This is a genomic window from Actinoplanes italicus (assembly GCF_003001815.1).
GTDB classification, from domain to species: domain Bacteria; phylum Actinomycetota; class Actinomycetes; order Mycobacteriales; family Micromonosporaceae; genus Actinoplanes; species Actinoplanes italicus.
The window spans coordinates 19,607-36,493 of record NZ_PVMZ01000020.1; the positions used below are offsets into that span (position 1 = coordinate 19,607).

At 71.5% G+C, this 16,887-nt stretch carries 16 protein-coding genes; 13 read left to right on the forward strand and 3 right to left on the reverse strand.

The annotated features are described in order from the left end of the window. The first annotated feature begins 35 nt into the window (after positions 1-35). From CLV67_RS37225 to CLV67_RS37285, 13 genes are read left to right on the forward strand one after another with little or no spacing between them, the layout of a single operon-like run. Positions 36-497, forward strand: a complete 462-nt coding sequence (locus CLV67_RS37225; protein WP_106327156.1) for a MaoC family dehydratase — start codon at positions 36-38, stop codon at positions 495-497. Continuing rightward, the gene (locus tag CLV67_RS37230) at positions 494-1,519 is read left to right on the forward strand and encodes an LLM class flavin-dependent oxidoreductase (RefSeq protein WP_106327158.1); all 1,026 of its coding nucleotides are present in this window, start codon (positions 494-496) and stop codon (positions 1,517-1,519) included. The genes CLV67_RS37225 and CLV67_RS37230 overlap by 4 nt, the downstream gene beginning before the upstream one ends. Next, positions 1,516-2,721 carry a CaiB/BaiF CoA transferase family protein gene (locus CLV67_RS37235; protein WP_106327160.1) on the forward strand — a complete coding sequence of 402 codons (1,206 nt, stop codon included), beginning with the start codon at positions 1,516-1,518 and terminating at the stop codon, positions 2,719-2,721. Before CLV67_RS37230 ends, CLV67_RS37235 begins: the two co-directional genes overlap by 4 nt. Beyond that, positions 2,718-4,115 (forward strand): MmgE/PrpD family protein, encoded by a 1,398-nt coding sequence (locus CLV67_RS37240; RefSeq protein ID WP_239166720.1) that lies wholly within the window; start codon positions 2,718-2,720, stop codon positions 4,113-4,115. Before CLV67_RS37235 ends, CLV67_RS37240 begins: the two co-directional genes overlap by 4 nt. Further along, on the forward strand, positions 4,112-5,077 hold the full coding sequence (locus CLV67_RS37245; protein WP_106327162.1) for a RidA family protein: 966 nt from the start codon (positions 4,112-4,114) through the stop codon (positions 5,075-5,077). Before CLV67_RS37240 ends, CLV67_RS37245 begins: the two co-directional genes overlap by 4 nt. Continuing rightward, positions 5,074-5,532 (forward strand): FAS1-like dehydratase domain-containing protein, encoded by a 459-nt coding sequence (locus tag CLV67_RS37250; protein ID WP_106327164.1) that lies wholly within the window; start codon positions 5,074-5,076, stop codon positions 5,530-5,532. Before CLV67_RS37245 ends, CLV67_RS37250 begins: the two co-directional genes overlap by 4 nt. After that, complete coding sequence (locus CLV67_RS37255) at positions 5,519-5,899, forward strand: MaoC/PaaZ C-terminal domain-containing protein (protein ID WP_106327166.1); 381 nt, start codon at positions 5,519-5,521, stop codon at positions 5,897-5,899. The genes CLV67_RS37250 and CLV67_RS37255 overlap by 14 nt, the downstream gene beginning before the upstream one ends. Then, a complete protein-coding gene (locus tag CLV67_RS37260) occupies positions 5,896-7,011 on the forward strand; it encodes a thiolase C-terminal domain-containing protein (protein ID WP_106327168.1) in 1,116 nt (371 codons plus the stop codon). The genes CLV67_RS37255 and CLV67_RS37260 overlap by 4 nt, the downstream gene beginning before the upstream one ends. Then, complete coding sequence (locus tag CLV67_RS37265) at positions 7,008-7,322, forward strand: Zn-ribbon domain-containing OB-fold protein (RefSeq protein ID WP_170154154.1); 315 nt, start codon at positions 7,008-7,010, stop codon at positions 7,320-7,322. The genes CLV67_RS37260 and CLV67_RS37265 overlap by 4 nt, the downstream gene beginning before the upstream one ends. Further along, entirely contained in the window at positions 7,312-8,475 is a 1,164-nt protein-coding gene (locus CLV67_RS37270; RefSeq protein ID WP_106327172.1) for an acyl-CoA dehydrogenase family protein, read from the forward strand. Before CLV67_RS37265 ends, CLV67_RS37270 begins: the two co-directional genes overlap by 11 nt. Next, positions 8,472-9,296: an HpcH/HpaI aldolase/citrate lyase family protein gene (locus CLV67_RS37275; protein ID WP_106327174.1), complete on the forward strand. Its 825-nt coding sequence runs from the start codon at positions 8,472-8,474 to the stop codon at positions 9,294-9,296. Before CLV67_RS37270 ends, CLV67_RS37275 begins: the two co-directional genes overlap by 4 nt. Next, positions 9,293-9,934 (forward strand): DUF2461 domain-containing protein, encoded by a 642-nt coding sequence (locus CLV67_RS37280; RefSeq protein ID WP_106327176.1) that lies wholly within the window; start codon positions 9,293-9,295, stop codon positions 9,932-9,934. Before CLV67_RS37275 ends, CLV67_RS37280 begins: the two co-directional genes overlap by 4 nt. A gap of 24 nt (positions 9,935-9,958) precedes the next feature. After that, positions 9,959-11,050, forward strand: coding sequence for a DUF6348 family protein (locus tag CLV67_RS37285; RefSeq protein ID WP_106327178.1), 1,092 nt, complete (start codon positions 9,959-9,961; stop codon positions 11,048-11,050). Between the two features lie 22 nt (positions 11,051-11,072). Here CLV67_RS37285 and CLV67_RS37290 read toward each other — a convergent pair whose 3' ends face one another. The 3 genes from CLV67_RS37290 to CLV67_RS37300 form a co-directional block, all read right to left on the reverse strand. Continuing rightward, on the reverse strand, positions 11,073-11,969 hold the full coding sequence (locus CLV67_RS37290) for a serine hydrolase domain-containing protein (protein WP_106327509.1): 897 nt from the start codon (positions 11,967-11,969) through the stop codon (positions 11,073-11,075). A 55-nt stretch (positions 11,970-12,024) separates the two neighbouring features. Continuing rightward, positions 12,025-14,565, reverse strand: a complete 2,541-nt coding sequence (locus CLV67_RS37295; protein WP_106327180.1) for a M14 family zinc carboxypeptidase — start codon at positions 14,563-14,565, stop codon at positions 12,025-12,027. Between the two features lie 373 nt (positions 14,566-14,938). Further along, positions 14,939-16,885: an ABC transporter ATP-binding protein gene (locus tag CLV67_RS37300; RefSeq protein ID WP_106327182.1), complete on the reverse strand. Its 1,947-nt coding sequence runs from the start codon at positions 16,883-16,885 to the stop codon at positions 14,939-14,941. Positions 16,886-16,887: the final 2 nt, after the last annotated feature.

Below are 16,887 nucleotides of genomic sequence, written 5' to 3' on the forward strand. Positions count from 1 at the left end.
TTTTCACTGTGCGAAACAAGTGCTAGCTTCGCCGCATGCTCGGCCGCTATTACGAAGACTTCACCGTCGGTGACACGTACCGCCATCCACTCGGCCGCACCATCTCCGAGACGGACAACACGTGGTTCACGCTCCTGACGCTGAACACCAACCAGAGCCACTTCAACGCCGACTACGCGGCCGGGACGCCGTACAAGAAGCTGCTGGTCAACTCCACCCTCACGGTGGCGATCGTGACCGGCCTGTCGGTGCCCGACGTCAGCCAGCACGCGTTCGCCAACCTGGGCTGGGAACAGATCGTCATGCCCCACCCGGTGTTCGTCGGCGACACGATCTACGCGAAGTCCACGGTTCTCGACCTGCGTGAGTCCCAGTCGCGGCCGTACGCGGGGATCGTCAAGGTCTTCACCACCGGCTTCAACCAGGACGGCGTCGACGTCATCACCTGGACCCGCACCATGCTCACCTACAAACGCGGACACGGGCCCGCTTCATGAGACTCGACGTGCAGCCGTGGGGCGAGACGATGGCCGAGCTGGTCGCCGCCGCCCGGGCCGCCGAGTCAGCCGGCGCCGGCGTCGTCTGGGCGCCCGAGCTGCATCGCAGCGCATTCACCACGGCGGCGGCCCTGGCATGCGGAACGGGCAAGGATTCCGGGGGCCAGAACCGCATCGGCATCGGTACGGGCATCGCGCTCGCCTTCGCACGAAGCCCCATGCTGACCGCCCTGGCCGCCGCCGACCTCGACGAACTGTCCGAGGGCCGGTTCCGGCTCGGGCTCGGCACCGGCGTGGCCCGCCTCAACCAGGACTGGCACGGCACCGAGTTCGAACGCCCGGTGCCCCGCCTGCGCGACACCGTGGCGATCGTCCGCAAGGTCCTCGCCGGAGCCTCGACCGGCGAACCGATCGTGCACCGGGGTGTCCGCTCGATCCGGGTGCGCGGCTGGCGTCGGCCGTACCCGCCGGTCCGCCCGCACATCCCCGTCTACCTGGCCGGCGTCGGCCCCGCCATGGTGGCGCTGGCCGGTGAGGTCGCCGACGGCTGGATCGCGCACGAGCTGTGCCCGCCGTCCGAGCTGCGCGACAGGATCCGCCCGGCGTTGCGGTCCGGCCTCGCGCGATCCGCCTCTTTCGATGTCGTGGCGGCTGCCTGCTGCTCGGTCGATCCCGATCCGGCGGTGGCCCGCCGCCGCGCCGCCGGCGTGGTCGGCTTCTACGCGTCGGTACGGTCCTACGCCGAGATGTTCGGCACGGCCGGATTCGGCGCCGTCTGCGCGGCCGCCGCCGGGGCCCTGCGCTCCGGCCGTCCCGCCGACTCCCTCGGCGACCTGGTCCCCGACGAGATGGTCGACGCGTACACGATCGCCGGAACGGCATCGGACTGCGCCGTCAGGATCGCCGCCTACGACGGCCTGGCCGACGCGATCAAACTCTCCCCGCCCTCGTACGGCCTGCCCGCCGACGAGGTCCGGGCCGCCCAGAACCACCTGCTCGAACTGGTCGGGGGTATGCAGTGAGACCTCTCGAGGACATCCGGATCATCGCCGTCGAACAGTACGGCGCGGGCCCGTTCGGCTCGGTGCACCTGGCCGACCTGGGAGCCGACGTCATCAAGATCGAGGAGCCGTCCACCGGCGGCGACGTGGGCCGGTACGTGCCGCCGTACGCCGACGGCGAGGACTCGCTGTTCTTCGAGACGTTCAACCGGGGCAAGCGCTCGGTGTCGCTCGACCTGTCCGGCGCGGGCGGCCGCGAGGTCTTCGAGGACCTGGTCCGCCACTCCGACGCCGTCTGGTCCAACCTGCGCGGCGACGTCCCGGCGAAGATCGGCATCACGTACGGCCAGCTGAAGCACATCAATCCGAGCATCGTCTGCTGCTCGCTGACCGGCTTCGGCATGACCGGCCCCCGGGCGGCGCAGCCGGGCTACGACTACATCCTGCAGGGCCTGGCCGGCTGGATGGAGCTCACCGGCGAACCGGGCGGGCCACCCGCCAAGTCCGGCCTGTCCATCGTCGACTACTCCGGCGGTTTCGTAGCCGCGATCGCCCTGCTCGCCGGGGTGCACGCGGCCCGCCGCGACGGCCACGGCATGGACTGCGATCTGAGCCTGTTCGACACCGCGGTCGGCATGCTGACCTATCCGGCCGCGTGGCACCTGAACGCCGGGTTCGAGCCGGTCCGCACCCGGTATTCGGCGCACCCGTCGCTCGTACCTTTCCAGCTCTTCCCGTCCGCCGACGGCTGGGTCGTGGTCGGCTGCGCCAAGGAGAAGTTCTGGCAGCGCCTGGTGGCCGTGCTGAACGTGCCCGGGCTGACCGATCCCCGCTACGCCACCTTCGCCGGCCGGCGGAACCACGCCGACGAGTTGCTGCCGCTGCTGGAGAGGACGTTCGCCACCCGGACCACCGAGGCCTGGCTGTCCGTCCTCGAACCGGCCGGCATCCCGTGTGGCCCGGTCAACGACGTGGCGGCCACGCTGCGCGATCCGCACACGCTGGCCCGGGGCCTGATCGTGGAGACCGAACACCCCCGTTACGGGACGGTACGCCAGGTCGCGTCCCCGGTCCGCGTCGGCGACCAGCCGCCGGCCTACCGCCGCGCCCCGCGCCGCGGCGAAGATCTGGACTACGTGGCCTCGCTGCTCGGCTACGACTCGCGCCGTCTCCAGGAGCTCCGTGACTCGGGCGCCTTCGGCGTCGGCGGGGACCGCGAGTGATCAGCGACTCGGAGAGCCACTCCAGCCTCGAGCCCGCGAACCCCGGTCTTTCCGCGCGACACGAGCCGGCGGTTCCGGTGCTGGCGCGGTGGGCGGCCGGGCTGGCCTGGCCCGCGTTGCCGCCGGCCGTCATCGGCGCTGCGCGCGAGCACCTGATCGACGCTGCCGGCTGTGCGGTCGCCGGGATCAGACGTGGTGCCGCCGAACCCGCGCTCACCGTCGCGCGCGGTCTCGGTGGCCCGCCCGAGGCGCGGCTGTTCACGGGGGAGCGCGTCGGCGCGGTGGCCGCCGCGTTCGGCAACGCCGTCGCCGTGCACGCGCTCGACTTCGACGACACCCACGCGGGTGGGCTCGTCCACGCGAGCGCGGTCAACGTCCCCGTGGCACTGGCCGTCGGGGAGCAGACCGGAGCCCGCGGCAGTGACGTGATCACCGCCGTGGTCGCGGGCCTGGAGGTGACCTGCAGGCTCGGTGCCGCGGCGCCGCACGGCTTCCACGCGCGCGGGCTGCACGCCACCTCGATGTGCGGCGTGATCGGCGCGGCAGTCACCGCCGGGAAGCTCCTCGGCCTCGACGAGACCCGCCTGGCGCACGCCATCGGCATCGCCGCGAGCGGCGCGAGCGGACTCCTCGAGTTCCTGCACAGCCCCGCGAGCACCAAGCAGCTGCACCCCGGCACCGCCGCCGCGAACGGCATCCTCGCCGCCCGCCTCGCCGCCGCGGGCGCCACCGGCCCGGCCGGGGCCGTCGACGGCGAGTACGGCCTGTTCCGCACCATGACCGGCCGCGCCCCTGACCGCGACGCGCTGCTCGGCGCTCTGGGGCTCCGGTGGGAGACGACGCGGATCGGGATCAAGCCGTATCCGGCCTGTCAGCTGACGCACGCGTCGATCGACGCGGCGGGCGAGTTCACCGGCTCGCCGCCGTCGGCGCTGACGGTGACGCTGCATCCGGATGCCGTCCCCATCGTCGGCGGTCCCGAGAAACGCCACCCGCGTAGCGCCTACGAGGCGAAGTTCAGCGTCTACTGGTGTGTCGCCGCCATGGTGATCGACGGCTGGGTGGACCTCGACACGTTCGACAACCTCGACCGGCCCGACGTCCTTTCGCTCGCCTCCCGCATCACGGTGGTGACCGGCGCCGCTGACAGCGTGGCCGCCGACGCACCCGGCATCGTCGCCGGTGACGACCGGATCGCGCGGGTGGAACGCTCCAGCGGCGGGGGAGCGCGCACCAAGGCCGCCGCGAACCTGGGCCCGCACGCGGGGGCGCTCATCGATGCCGTCGACAGGGCGGGCGTCGACAGGGCGGCCGTCGGCGACGGGATCCCCGGCGAAGCGGCCGTCGACCATGCCGCGGCTCTTCTGGACGCGATCGAAGGATGCCTGAGATGACCGAGTACCGACCGGCGGTGGCCGGCTACAACCTGCTCGATGTGGTCGTCGGGGACATCGTGCACGTGACCGAGTACGTCACCGCCGCGGCGCTCGCCGACCCGTCCACCCTGGACGCCGCCCGCGCGGCGGCGCTCGGCGGCCACCGGGCGCCGGTCTCGCGCGTGCCGGTCGAGGCGATCATCGGCTCGGACACCGGACACGCGATCGCCGTGATCACCCATCGCGGTGGCGGTGAGCCGCTCGTCGACGGCGACGACGTGATCCGGGTGGCGGACGGCATCGTCTATCTGCCGAGTGTGCATACGGCCGAGGGCGACTTCCGCGACCAGTACCGTTGGAGCCTGGAACGGATCGCGGCGCTGCTCAGGCGGGCCGGACTGGACACGGGCGCCCTGGTCCGGACCGTCGACTACACCGCGACCGCGACGCGCGCCGAGTACCCGAGGTGCGGCCGCCCGCGCAGGGAGCTGCTGGGGCCCGGCCCGGTACACCCCGGTGCGGCCGGGATCCTGGTCGACGTCCCGGTGGCGCCGGGCGCCCAGGTCTCGCTCGACGCGATCGGCGCCACGGGACCGCTGCAGGCGTTGAATCCCGGCTGGGCCCGTTACGACACCCTCACGTACAAACCGGCCGTACGCGCCGGAAAGTCGATCTTCCTCGCCGGGTTCGGGGCGCTCGACCCGGTCAGCCAGCGAACGATCCACGACGGCGACCTCGTCGCCCAGGCCGCCTACGTCTACCGGAGCATCGAGACCGTTCTGGCCGAGGCCGGCGCCACCGGCGAAAACGTCGTCCACCTGGTCGAATACGTGACTCCCGAGGCGGCCGCCGACTACCCTCGGACGGCCGCGCTGCGGGAGAGGCACTTCCCGGACGCGGTCGTCACCGCGGTCGTCTGCTCCGCCCTGCTGCGTCCCGAGTTCCTGATCGAGACCGTCCCGACGGCGGTGCTCCCATGACTCTCCTGACCGAGGAACTCGCCGCCCGGATCGGCGAGGAACGTGTCTACACCGCGCCGGAGGCGCTCGGCCGGGCCGCGATCCGCTACTTCGCGCTGGCCACCGGCGACACCGACCCGGCGCACCTGGCCGGGGACGTCGCCCCGCCGACGCTGATCTGCGAGACCAACCAGTACGCCGGGCTGCCGCGCGACGACGACGGTTACGCCGGGCACGGCTGGCACCTCGACGTGCCGGGCACCAGGCTGGTGCGCGGCGGCAACTCCTACCGGTTCGAACGGCCGGTCGGCCCGGCCGACGTGATCACCGCCCGCTGGAAGCTCGCCGGCATGACCGAGCGCGTCACCGGCGGCGGCAAACGGATGCTCGTCGTCACCTCGGTCGCCACCTACACCGATCAGTCGAACCGGATCCTGGCCGTCAACGAGGAGACGCTGATCTATGTCGAACGGTGACCTCACAAGGGAGTGGACGATCGGGCTGCCCGACATGATCGCCTACGCGGGCGCGACCTGGGACTGGCACCGGCTCCACTACGACACCGACTACCTGCGCGAACGCGGCCTGGAGAAACCGGTCGTCGACGGCCAGGTGTTCGGGGCGTACCTGGCGATCGCCCTGCGCGAGTGGTTCGGCCCGGACGCGGTGATCATCGGCCTGTCGTTCCGGTTCAAGAGCCTCGTCTTCGCCGGCGAGACGATCCGCTGCGTCGGCACGGTGACCCGCGAGGAACCCGGGAGGGTGGAGCTCGACCTGCGGGTGGAGGCGGGCGGCGGCCGGATCGCGGTGGCGCCCGCCTCGGCCACGCTCACGCTGCCGTGACCGGGGTCGCGATCGCCGGCGCCGCCGAGTGCGACCTGGGAAAGACCGGCCGGACGATCCTCGAACTGCAGACACAGGCGGTCACCCGGGCACTCGACGACGCCGGCCTGACCCTCGCCGACGTCGACGGCATCGCCACCAACGGCATCTCCCGTTTCTCGGCGACCCAGCTCGCCGACTGGCTGGGCCTGCAACCATCGTGGTGCGACTCGACGTTCGCCGGCGGCGCGGTCTTCGAGATGTACGTGGCCCGCGCCGCCCAGGCCATCGCGGCCGGTCAGTGCCGCACCGTGGTGATCTCGTACGCCTCGGACCAGCGCTCGGCCCGGAGCCGCCGGCTCCACGCCGTCTACGACGAGGGCACGCCCGAGGCGGAGCACGAGGCACCGTACCGGCCGATGTATCCGATCTCCTACTACGCCATGGTCGCCCAGCGCTACCTGCACGAGCACGGCCTGACCCGCGCCGACCTGGCGGGAGTCGCCGTGGCCGCGCGGGAGCGGGCGCGCCGCAATCCGGCGGCCTGGACGTACGGCCTGGGCCCGCTCACCGCCGACGAAGTCCTCGCCGCGCCGATGATCTCCAGCCCGCTCGGCCGGCTGGACTGCTGCCTCGTCACCGACGGTGGCGGCGCGATCGTGATGACCTCCCTCGACCGGGCCCGTGACCTGCCGAAGAAGCCGGTCGAGGTGCTCGGTTACGGCGAGGCGCTCACCCACACCGGGATGGCCACGGCACCGGACCTGCTGCGCACCGGGGCGATCGACTCGGGCCGCAGGGCCTTCGAGCGGGCCGGACTCGTCCCGGCCGACGTCGACGTGGTGCAGCTCTACGACTCGTTCACGATCTCGGTGCCGCTCGGCCTGGAGGCGCTCGGTTTCGCCGATCCGGGAGCGGGCCTCGGCGCGACGGTTCCGCACAACACCGGTGGGGGCGGTCTCGCCTACTGCCATCCCGGCCAGCTCGGGGTGCTGCTGCTGGTCGAGGCGGTACGGCAGTTGCGGGGCGTCTGCGGCGACCGGCAGGTCCCGGGCGCGCGGACGGCGCTGGCGCACGGCACCGGCGGCATCTTCTCCAGCCACGCCACGGTGATCCTGGGGGTGGACCGGTGAGACTCCAGCACTGCCTCGGCTGCGGGACCTGCCAGCACCCCCTGCGCCCGATCTGCGTGACGTGCGGCCGGCACCGTCCGGACGAGGTGCCGGCGGCCGGCACCGGAGTCGTGGACAGCTTCACCGTCGTGAACCGAACCGGCGAGCCGTTCGTGCTGGCCCGGGTCCGTCTCACCGAGGGCCCGATCGTGCTGACCCACCTGACCGGCATCCCCGACCCCCGGTGCGACCAGCCCGTACGCCTCGTCGAGGGCTCCGACCCACCGGTTTTCACGGGCCGGAAAGACACAGGGAGTGACGATGGACTTTGAGCTCAACAACGAGCAGCGGATGTTCCGGGACGTGCTCCGCGACTTCGTCGACCGCGAGATCCGGCCGGTGGCGCAGGAGTGGGAGGACTCCGGCCGCTATCCCGCCGAGATCGTGGAGACCATGCGGCAGCTCGGGCTGTTCGGCCTGACCGTTCCCGAGGAGTACGGCGGGCTCGGCGCCGACATGGTCAGCTTCGCGCTCACGTTCGAGGAGATCGCCAAGGGCTGGATGGGGATCGCCGGCATCCTCGGCAGCCACTCGCTGTCCTGCTGGCTGATCGCGCGCCACGGCACCGGCGAGCAGAAGGCGAAGTACCTGCCCGGCCTGGCGAGCGGCAAGCGGCGTACCGGCATCGCCCTGACCGAGCCGGACGCCGGGACCGATCTGCAGTCGATCGCCACCGTGGCCGTACGACATGGTGATTTCTATGTCCTGAACGGCCGGAAGACGTGGATCACCAACGCGCGGCATGCCGACCCGCTGCCGGTGCTCTGCAAGACCGACCCGGCCGCGTCGCCCGCGCACAGGGGCATGTCGGTGATCCTCGTCGAGGCCGGCACGCCCGGCTTCATCGTCGAGCGTGACCTGCCGAAACTCGGTTACAAGGGCACCGAGTCGTGCGAGGTGCTGCTCTCCGACGTGCGCGTTCCCGCGTCCCAGCTGCTCGGCGGCGTCGAGGGCCGGGGCATGCAACAGGTGCTGTCCGGGCTGGAGACCGGCCGGATCAACGTCGCGGCGCGGGCCCTCGGCATCGCGCAGGCCGCCTACGACGAGGCGCTGAGGTACGCCGGCCAGCGCAGGGCGTTCGGCAAGCCGATCGGCGACTTCCAGGCCGTACAACTGAAGATCGCCGAAATGGCCGCGCAGGTCCAGGCCGCCCGGCTGCTCGTCTACTGGGCCGCGTCCCGGGCCGACGGCGGCCACCGCGTCGACATGGAGGCCGGCATGGCCAAGGCCTTCGCCTCCGAGGCGGCCGTCTTCTGCGCACTGAACTCGATGCAGGTGCACGGCGGCTACGGCTACTCGAAGGAGTTCGTGGTGGAACGCCTCTACCGGGACGCCCCGCTCATGATGATCGGCGAGGGCACCAACGACATTCAGCGCGTCGTCATCGCCCGCGCCCTGCTCAGCGGTTCGGCGAGCATCGGATGAGATCCTTCCTGTACGTGCCGGGCAACCAGCCGAAGATGCTGGCCTCAGCGCTGCGCCGGGGCGCCGACGCGCTGATCGTCGACCTCGAGGACGCGGTGCCGCCCGCCGAGAAGGAGTCGGCCCGCTACACGGTCGCCGAGTGGCTGCGCTGGCTTCCGGCCGACGCGCCGGTCTGGGTACGCGTCAACGCCGGCGAGGCCGGTCTTGCCGACGCCCGCACGGTTCTCGCGCCCGCGCTGCGCGGACTCGTCGTGGCCAAGGCGTCCCTGGAGCAGATCACCGCCCTGGCCGCGTTGCTGGACGAACACGATCCGCAGGCCGGGGTCGGTCTCGTGCCCCTGCTGGAGACCCCGCAGGCCATCCTCGCCGCGCCGGCCGTCGCCGCGGCGCCGCGCGTCACCCGGCTCCAGATCGGCGAGGCCGACCTGAGTGCCGAGCTGGGGATCGACCCCGGAGATCAAGAGCTTCTGCTCGTACGGTCGAGCGTCGTCCTCGCCTCGGCGGCGGCCGGCATCGAACCGCCCGCGGCCGCCGTCACCACCGACTTCCGTGACCTCGACGAGCTCCGCCGCTCCACGCTCGCCCTGAAACGTCTCGGCTTCCACGGCCGCGCCTGCATCCACCCCGCCCAGATCCCGGTCGTGCACGAGGTCTTCACCCCGGCCGCCGACGAGATCGCGGCCGCCCGGGACCTGATCGACCGGTTCGAGGCCGCCGGGGGAGGGGCGTGCCTCGACGCCCGCGGCCGGATGATCGACCTGGCCGTCGTCCGGCAGGCCCGCCGGGTGCTCGCGGCGGGCGGTGGCAGACTTCCGGTGTGACGTTCCGTGGCTGGCCGAGCGAGGCTCTCGAGTTCTACGAGGGTCTCACCGCCGACAACTCGAAGACGTACTGGACCGCGCACCTGCCGTTCTACGAGAAGCAGGTTCGTGGACCGGGGCTGGCGCTGCTGGCGGAGCTCGAACCGGAGTTCGGCGCCGGCAAGATCTTCCGGCCCTACCGCGACGTGCGCTTCAGCAACGACAAGACCCCGTACAAGAACCATCTCGGCATGTGGCTCGAATCCGGCGGCTACATACAGCTCTCGGCGGACGGGCTGGCCGCCGGCTGCGGCATGTACCAGATGGCTCCCGACCAGCTGGAACGCTACCGCCGTACGATCGCCGATCCGCGTCTTGGCCCGTCGCTGCCCGGCCTGATCGCGAAGATCGAGAAGGCCGGCGTCGCGGTGCACGGCCACGGCACCCTCAAGACGGCCCCGCGCGGCTACCCGAAGGACCACCCCCGTATCGAGCTGCTGCGCCACAAGGGACTGACCACCTGGCAGGACTGGGAGCCCGCCCCCTGGATGGGCACGGCCGAGGCGAAGGACCGCATCGTCGCCTTCCTCCGCACCAGCCGCCCGCTGCGCGACTGGCTGGACCACCACGTCGGTCCCGCCGCCGGTACCACCAGGTGATCAACTGACGGGTACGCTCGCGCGATGTCCAGGGTTTTCGACGAGGCGGTGGTGGTGGGTGTCGCCGCGTTCCACGAGGGCGCCGAGCCGCCGAGCGACGACGAGGTGTTCCGCCGTCTGCGGACCGCCGGCGTTCAGGAATGGCTCGCCGAACGACTGATCGGCTTCCTGCCGCTCGCCTTCGGCCGCCGGGTCCTGGAAGGCGTGGCCCTCGCGGACACCTTCCTCGACGGCGGCACCGTGCGGCCCCTCGCCTCGGAACCCGTCTACCTGGCGGCGGCCGCCGCCGCGGAGGTCGCCGGGCGTGACGACATCGAGCGGATCGGGCTGCGCAGCGCCGAGTTCCACGCCGTCAACCAGGCACTGCACGCCGGCTCGCAGATGACCGACCTGGCGATCGGGCCGGTCACCTTCCCCGACCCGCTCCCGCCGGTCGAGGACGGGGACGGAGGTGTGCCGTCCCCGGCGGCGATCTTCGCGGCCTTCCTGAAGGGGCACGGCCTGCGGGTCGACGGTCCTGAGGCGGGCACGCTCCGCGTCGATGAGGCGTCGTTCTCGGCCAGGCTCATCGCCCACCCGAGCCCGATGGACGGCGTGCTGATGGCCCAGGTCGACGTGGCGGTCGACCATCCCGAGATGGCCGAGCCGTGGATGGTCGAGAGCTGCGCCGGCGTCGGCCCGACCTGGCGCGAGGCGATCCACCAGGCAATGGTCATGTTCGAACGCGGCGTGGTGCACCCGATAGTCGAGGCGCTGCTCTCCCGGGGCGCCGCGGCCGACCAGGTGAGCTGGGAACGGTACGACCACCCGAGCGGCGCCTTCGACCTGTGCCTGGGCGCCCAGCTGACCCTGTTCACCGCCGACCCCGTCCCCTCGGCGGAGCCCCTGCTCGACCGCCTCCTGACCGAACTCCGCGAGGTCCCGCTGAGCCGTGCCGTGCACGCCCTGCGCGTCTTCACCTGCCACCGCGACGGCGAGCTGATCAACAACGAGCTCCTCCTGGACGGTGAGCCCTGGGAGGCCGGCGCCCGGGTGGTCGCCGCCACCGCGCCCCCGCTGCCGGCAGGCATGGTGGGTCAGCGCCTCTTCGGCCTCCTGGTCCCCGCCCCCGACTGACCGGTGGCGGGCGAGTCCGGGATCAGGAGAGCCGGTCGAGGACCAGCTCGTGAACGGCGGCCAGCTGGGCGTTGCCGTCCTCTCCGTGGGCGGTCACCGTCACCACCGCCCGGCGGGCCGGGTCGATCACGACCATCTGGCCGTAGGCGCCGTTCATCCGGTAGACGCCACCGGGCTCCAGCCACACCCCCAGACCGTAACCGTCCGTGTAGGCGTCACCATCGAGCTTCATGTCCGTCCGGATGGAGCTCATCCGGGCGATGAACCCGGCCGGGAGCAGCTGTCTCCCCTCCCACTCGCCGTCCTGCAGGAGCAGGCGGCCGACGCGTGCCAGCTCCTCCGTTCTCAGGAAGAGGTCACTCTCCGCGAACGGGAAACCCAGCGGGCACGTGTGCCAGGCGGGATTGTGCAGATCGAGCGGGCGAAAGAGGCGGGGCAGCAGGTACTCACGGACGTCGGCGCCGGTCACCCGGGCGATCAACCGGCCGAGGGCATAGAAACCCGATCCGGTGTACGCGAAACGCGCACCCGGTCCGGCGACGAGCGGTTCGGCGACGATCGCGTGCAGCAGATCGGCCGCGTCGACGCGCATGTTCGCGAACCACGTGTGCCCGGTGCCGCTGGTCATGGTGAGCAGGTGCCGCAGGGTCACCTGATCGAAACCGTCGGCGGCCGCCGGGCGCAGCTCGGGGAAGTGATCCAGGAACCGATCGTCGAGACCGAGCCGCCCCTCGGCCTCGGCCATGCCGACGGCGATCGCGGTGAAGGTCTTCGCCACCGAGTACAGGTTGACCCGGTCGTCGGAGCGGAACCGGTGCTCGACCGGCTCTTCACCGTCCCGATGGACGTGAATCCCGTAGGTGCCGAGGTTCTGTTCGCGGTCGGCGCGGACGAAGCCGGCGAGAAGATCGACGGTCACCCACGGACTGTAGAACACCGGGGTCGCGGCCACAGCGGACCGCGACCCCGGTGCGTCAGCCGGCGGTCCAGAACAGGGCGCGGGCGTACGGGGCGAACAACCCCTTGGGGTGTGCGCGGAACAGCGGCTCGGTGCCGAAGAGCACCGCGTTACCGCCTCCGGCCGTCACACCCGACACGACCGACGCCTGCCCGGCGGCCTGGGCCGGTCCGTTGACTCCACCGTCGGCCGGCAGCCAGTGCCCGGCGACCAGCGGGGTGGCACCCGCCCGGTACCGCTGCTCGACCGTGAACCCGGTGCCGGTGAACCAGATCGGCGAGTAGACGAACGCGTGCGCCGGCGAGCCGGCACCCACGATCGGGCCCTCGTTCGTCACGGCGACCACACCGTTGGCGTCACCGCGGCCGGCCGTCGCGACGGCCGGCAGCACCTTCGCGGCGGCGTTGAAGTTCGCGCCGGTGGCGCCACGGGTCAGCACACCACCGCCGCGGGCCAGGTAGGCGTCGACCGCGACCTTGGCGGCCGGGTTCAGCGCGGCGTAGGACAGGCCGGACGAGACGATCAGGGTGTCGACGCCGGACAGGTCGAAGCCGGCGTTGAGGACAGCCGTCGAGACCGTCCGCACCTCGAAGCCCATCTGCTTGAGCACCAGAAGTTCGTCGGCGGAGACCGCGGCGGCGATCACCGGCCGGTCGAACACCTCACCCTTCGTGCCACGCGGCGCGGCGGTGAACCGTACGCCCAGGGATTTGGCTGCCGCCGAGGCCTCGGGCCGCGCCTCGGCCGGGACCACGACGGTGCCCGCGTCCGTACGACCGAGCTTGACGCCCTTGCCGAGCAGCTCGTTGACCGCCCGCACGTCGTTGCCGTCGCGCAGCGTCAGGAGCAGCTTGCTGCCGCGCGGTGCGTCGACCGCGCCGGTCGCATCGGCCTTCGACACCGCGCGCGTGGCGACCTTCGGGAACGCCGAGCGGCTGCCGTCGACGGACGCACCCCAGAGCAGCGCGTTGCTCCAGCCGGAGATGTCGTACATCTGCGGGACCAGCCCGGAGATGTCCCGGCCGGCCTCCAGCAGCACGTTGGCCAGGCCACGCTTCGGCTGGTGCATGTCGATGACGTAGTCGCCCCGGTCGTAGTGGCGCCCGTTCAGGCGGAAATCGGAGAGAGCCTTCCGGACGCGTACGTCGTTCGCGATCAGATGGTCCACGAGGCGCGCGGCGGCCGGGGTGCCGGCCGGGATGACGTACGCCCGCGGGAACGTGGTCGAGTAGCGGTCCTCCGGCCCGAACCCGTCGACGAATCCGTCCGGGATCGTCGGCGAGGGCTCGCCCGCCCAGCCGCGGCGGAACTGCTCGATCTGGTCGGCGAGCAGCGTGCCCCGGTTGGTGTCGGCGTAGGTGAGCGCCGCCTCGATCGTCGCCGCGGCCACGTCGGTGTTGATCCGCGAGCGCCGCTGCAGCTCCTCGACCGGCAGGTTGTTGTAGTCGGCGTTGTTCACCCGCAACGGGATCTCCACGGTGTGCCCGACCGCGCCCTGGTAGATCGCGTACATCGGGGTGAAGATCGGCGGCCAGTCGTCCCAGTCACCGGGAGCGTAGTCCCGGAACGGGATGTCGGCCCGCGTCGTCTCCGGGTATCCGAGCTGCTGGATGGCCTTCTCCATGCCGAGCGCGTTCGGCAGAGCGTGCTTGATGTAGAGGTCGTACTCGTAGTTCTGCCCGTGCGGCGGGGTGGCCGGCTCGATCAGCGTCGTCCCGGTGTAGCCGTGCTCGTCGAGCATGACGAACGGCTGCGTCGCGATGACCACGTCCCGTGCGAACCGGGACTCCGGCTGTGAGTTGGTCGCGAAGTCCCGGTTGATGTCGAAGCCGGCACCGTTGGCCCGGGTGCCCGCGACCCGGCCGTCCGGGTTGAGGCTGACGCTCACGTACACCCGGCTGCGCTGCAGGAACGCCTTGGTGGCCGGGTCGGTGGCGGTGGCCAGGCGCTCGATGACCCGCATCGCGCCGTCGGTGCCCTCCCACTCGTTGCCGTGGATGTTCGCGTTGATCCAGACCGGCGTCTTGTAGCCGGCCTTGAGTGAGCGGTCCCGCTTGGCGGCGGCCGGGTTCTCCTCGATCAGCTCGCGCCAGTGGTCCTGCCGGGCCGCCTCCCAGGAGCTCTCCGGCGCGGTCACCGTCACCAGGTAGAGATCACGGCCGCCGGCCGACTTCCCGGCCACTTCGGCGGAGACGCGGTTCGAGGACTTCTGCAGGGCGTTCAACTTCGGGGCGATCTGGTGGTACGGGATGAGCCCGAGCTTGATCGAGCGGTCGTCCGGGTTGTCCGGCCATTCGGGGAGAACGTTCTGTCTCGGGTAGCCCTTGCGAGTCTTGAGGCTCCACGAGGGCGCGAGCGCCCGATCATCCAGGGTCCGCGTCGAGAAAGCGCTGCTCAGCGCCTCGTCGACGGCAGCTATGTCGTTGCGTTCGGATCCGTTGCCGAAGTCACGGGTCGATGGGCTGGTGTCGCCGGGCGCCCCTGCCGCCGGGTTGGCGAGCAGGGCCGTGGCGAGCAACGCGGCACCGATTCCGGTCAGCGTTCGTGACAGGTCCACAAAGCACCTCCGTTGGGATGCCCCGACCCTTCCTGCCCCATCGACGAATGCGCAACGATCTATGGGACCGTTTTTCATACCGTTCAGGTCATCGCGGCCAGGCGTACGCCCCCACCTGATCCACCTCACCATCCAGCAGCACCCCACTGCGGCAACCCCGGCCACCGTCTCCCCTCACAGCCGCCCCGCCGGGCAACACGCTGCGGCTGCGTGTGCGTTCCCCGTCGCTATCACGACGTTGCGCGTCCACGGATCGGCAACGTGTGCTCCCGGCGTCGCTGCCGACAACATCGAGAGCACACCATCGGCCGTAAAGTGATCCCGCCGGCGCCCGGCCTTTCCCGCGACCTGTCCCGGACCTGACTCTCCGGATTCAGCCGCGGGTGTGGGACTCCCAGGTGGCGTACATGGCGGCGTAGTGGCCGCCCGCGGTGACCAGCTCCTCGTGGGTGCCCTGTTCGGCGATGCCGCCGTCGTCCACGACGATCACCCGGTCCGCCCGCCGGGCCGTCGACAGGCGGTGGGCGACCAGGATCGCGGTACGGCCCTCCAACAGCCGCTGGATCGCGGCCTCCACCCGCAGCTCCGAGCGGAGGTCGAGGCTCGAGGTGGCCTCGTCCAGCACGACCACCCGCGGTTCGGCCACGAAGACGCGGGCCAGGGCGATCAGCTGCCGCTCGCCCGACGACACCGACTGGCCGCGTTCGTGCAGGATCGTGTCCAGGCCGTCGGGGGAGCGGTCCACCAGGTCACGCAGGCCGACCGCGTCCACGGCCGCGTCGACCAGCGCCTCGGAGGCGTCCGGGCGGGCGAAGGCGATGTTGTCGCGCAGTGTGCCGGCGAACAGAAACGGCTCCTGCGGGACCACGCCGACCTGCCGGTGCAGGCTGTCGAGGGTGACGTCGCGCAGGTCGTGGCCGTCGATCAGCACGGCCCCCTGGTCCGGGTCGTAGAGGCGGGCCACCAGCTTGGCCAGGGTGGACTTGCCGGCGCCGGTCGGGCCGACGCACGCGATGGTCTCGCCGGGGGCGATCCGCAGGCTCACGTCGCGGAGAACGGGACGCGTTTCGTCGTACCCGAAAGTGATCTTCTGTAGTTCGATGGCGCCCTGCGCCGGGGGCATCGGGACGGCATCGGGCTTCTCGCGGACCGCGGGGGAGGTGTGCAGGAGGCCGCGGAGTTTGCCGAGCGCGGCGCGGGCCTGCTGGTAGTTGGTGTAGAGCTGGACGAGCTGCTGCACCGGTTGGAAGAACGCGTTCAGGTACAGCACGAAGGCGGTCAGCTCGCCGATCGTGAGCGTGCCGTTGAGCACCATCCGGCCGCCGATCAGCAGCAGCGCGGCCAGGCCGAGCAGGCCGATCACCGAGGTGCCGGGGCCGTAGACGGCGTTGATCCGCCCGGTGTGGTCGTTGGCGTCGCGGTAGCCGCCGACGACCTCGCGGTGCTCGACGATGCTGCGTTCGCGCTGGTTGTGAGCGGTGATCACCCGTACGCCGTAGAGGCTCTCGGAGAGGTGGGTGAAGAGCGCCGCGATGGTGTCGCGCTGGCGGTTGTAGCCGACGTCGGCGGCCTTGCGGAACCACAGCGACAGCACCAGCAGCGGCGGGATGACCAGCAGCAACGTGATCGCCGCGAGGGTCGCGTCGTAGTGGATCAGCACGCCGGTGACGACCACCATGGTCAGGCCGTGGATGAGGAACTGCGCGAACCCCTCGGAGAGCAGGTGCTGCAGCGCCTCCACGTCCGAGGTCATCCGGGTCATCGTGACGCCGGCCTTCTCGGTCGTGTAGAAGTCGAGGCTGAGTCGCTGCAGGTGGGCGAAGACGCGGACCCGCAGGTCACGGGTGGCGTACGCGGAGAGCCGTCCGCTGGCCCGGATGCGCACGCCGGACGCGACAGCGGTCAGGATCACCGAGACCAGGAACGCCACGGCGGCGAAGATCAGCCACGGCACCTCGCGGGCCACGATGCCGTGGTCGATGCCGATCTGCACCAGATACGGACCGGACTGCAACAACAGGGCTTCCAGCAGTACGGCGAAAGCCGCGGCCACGAGCAGTCCGGGCCGCCCGGAGAGCAGCGACCAGAGGGTGAGCCGCCCGCTGTCCGGTGTCTGGCTGAACGGCTCGTCCGGCTCGGGGTGCACCGGTTCGCGCGACTCCAGGGTCGCGACGCCGGCCGCCAGCTCTTCCGGGATGCCCGCGAACGGCGTGCTCGTGCCCTGCCTGCGGTCGCGGCCGCCCGCTCCGGTGCCGCCGAGCCCGCCGACCGCCCCGGAACCCGGCCCGCCGCCCGGTCCGCCGAAGCCTCCGCCGAACATGC

Excerpts from the sequence above, each read along its gene's own strand:
- CLV67_RS37225 (WP_106327156.1), top strand. The coding sequence starts at position 36 with ATGCTCGGCCGCTATTACGAAGACTTCACCGTCGGTGACACGTACCGC.
- CLV67_RS37230 (WP_106327158.1), top strand. The coding sequence starts at position 494 with ATGAGACTCGACGTGCAGCCGTGGGGCGAGACGATGGCCGAGCTGGTC.
- CLV67_RS37245 (WP_106327162.1), top strand. The coding sequence starts at position 4,112 with ATGACCGAGTACCGACCGGCGGTGGCCGGCTACAACCTGCTCGATGTG.
- CLV67_RS37250 (WP_106327164.1), top strand. The coding sequence starts at position 5,074 with ATGACTCTCCTGACCGAGGAACTCGCCGCCCGGATCGGCGAGGAACGT.
- CLV67_RS37255 (WP_106327166.1), top strand. The coding sequence starts at position 5,519 with ATGTCGAACGGTGACCTCACAAGGGAGTGGACGATCGGGCTGCCCGAC.
- CLV67_RS37270 (WP_106327172.1), top strand. The coding sequence starts at position 7,312 with ATGGACTTTGAGCTCAACAACGAGCAGCGGATGTTCCGGGACGTGCTC.
- CLV67_RS37275 (WP_106327174.1), top strand. The coding sequence starts at position 8,472 with ATGAGATCCTTCCTGTACGTGCCGGGCAACCAGCCGAAGATGCTGGCC.
- CLV67_RS37285 (WP_106327178.1), top strand. The coding sequence starts at position 9,959 with ATGTCCAGGGTTTTCGACGAGGCGGTGGTGGTGGGTGTCGCCGCGTTC.
- CLV67_RS37300 (WP_106327182.1), bottom strand. The coding sequence starts at position 16,885 with ATGTTCGGCGGAGGCTTCGGCGGACCGGGCGGCGGGCCGGGTTCCGGG.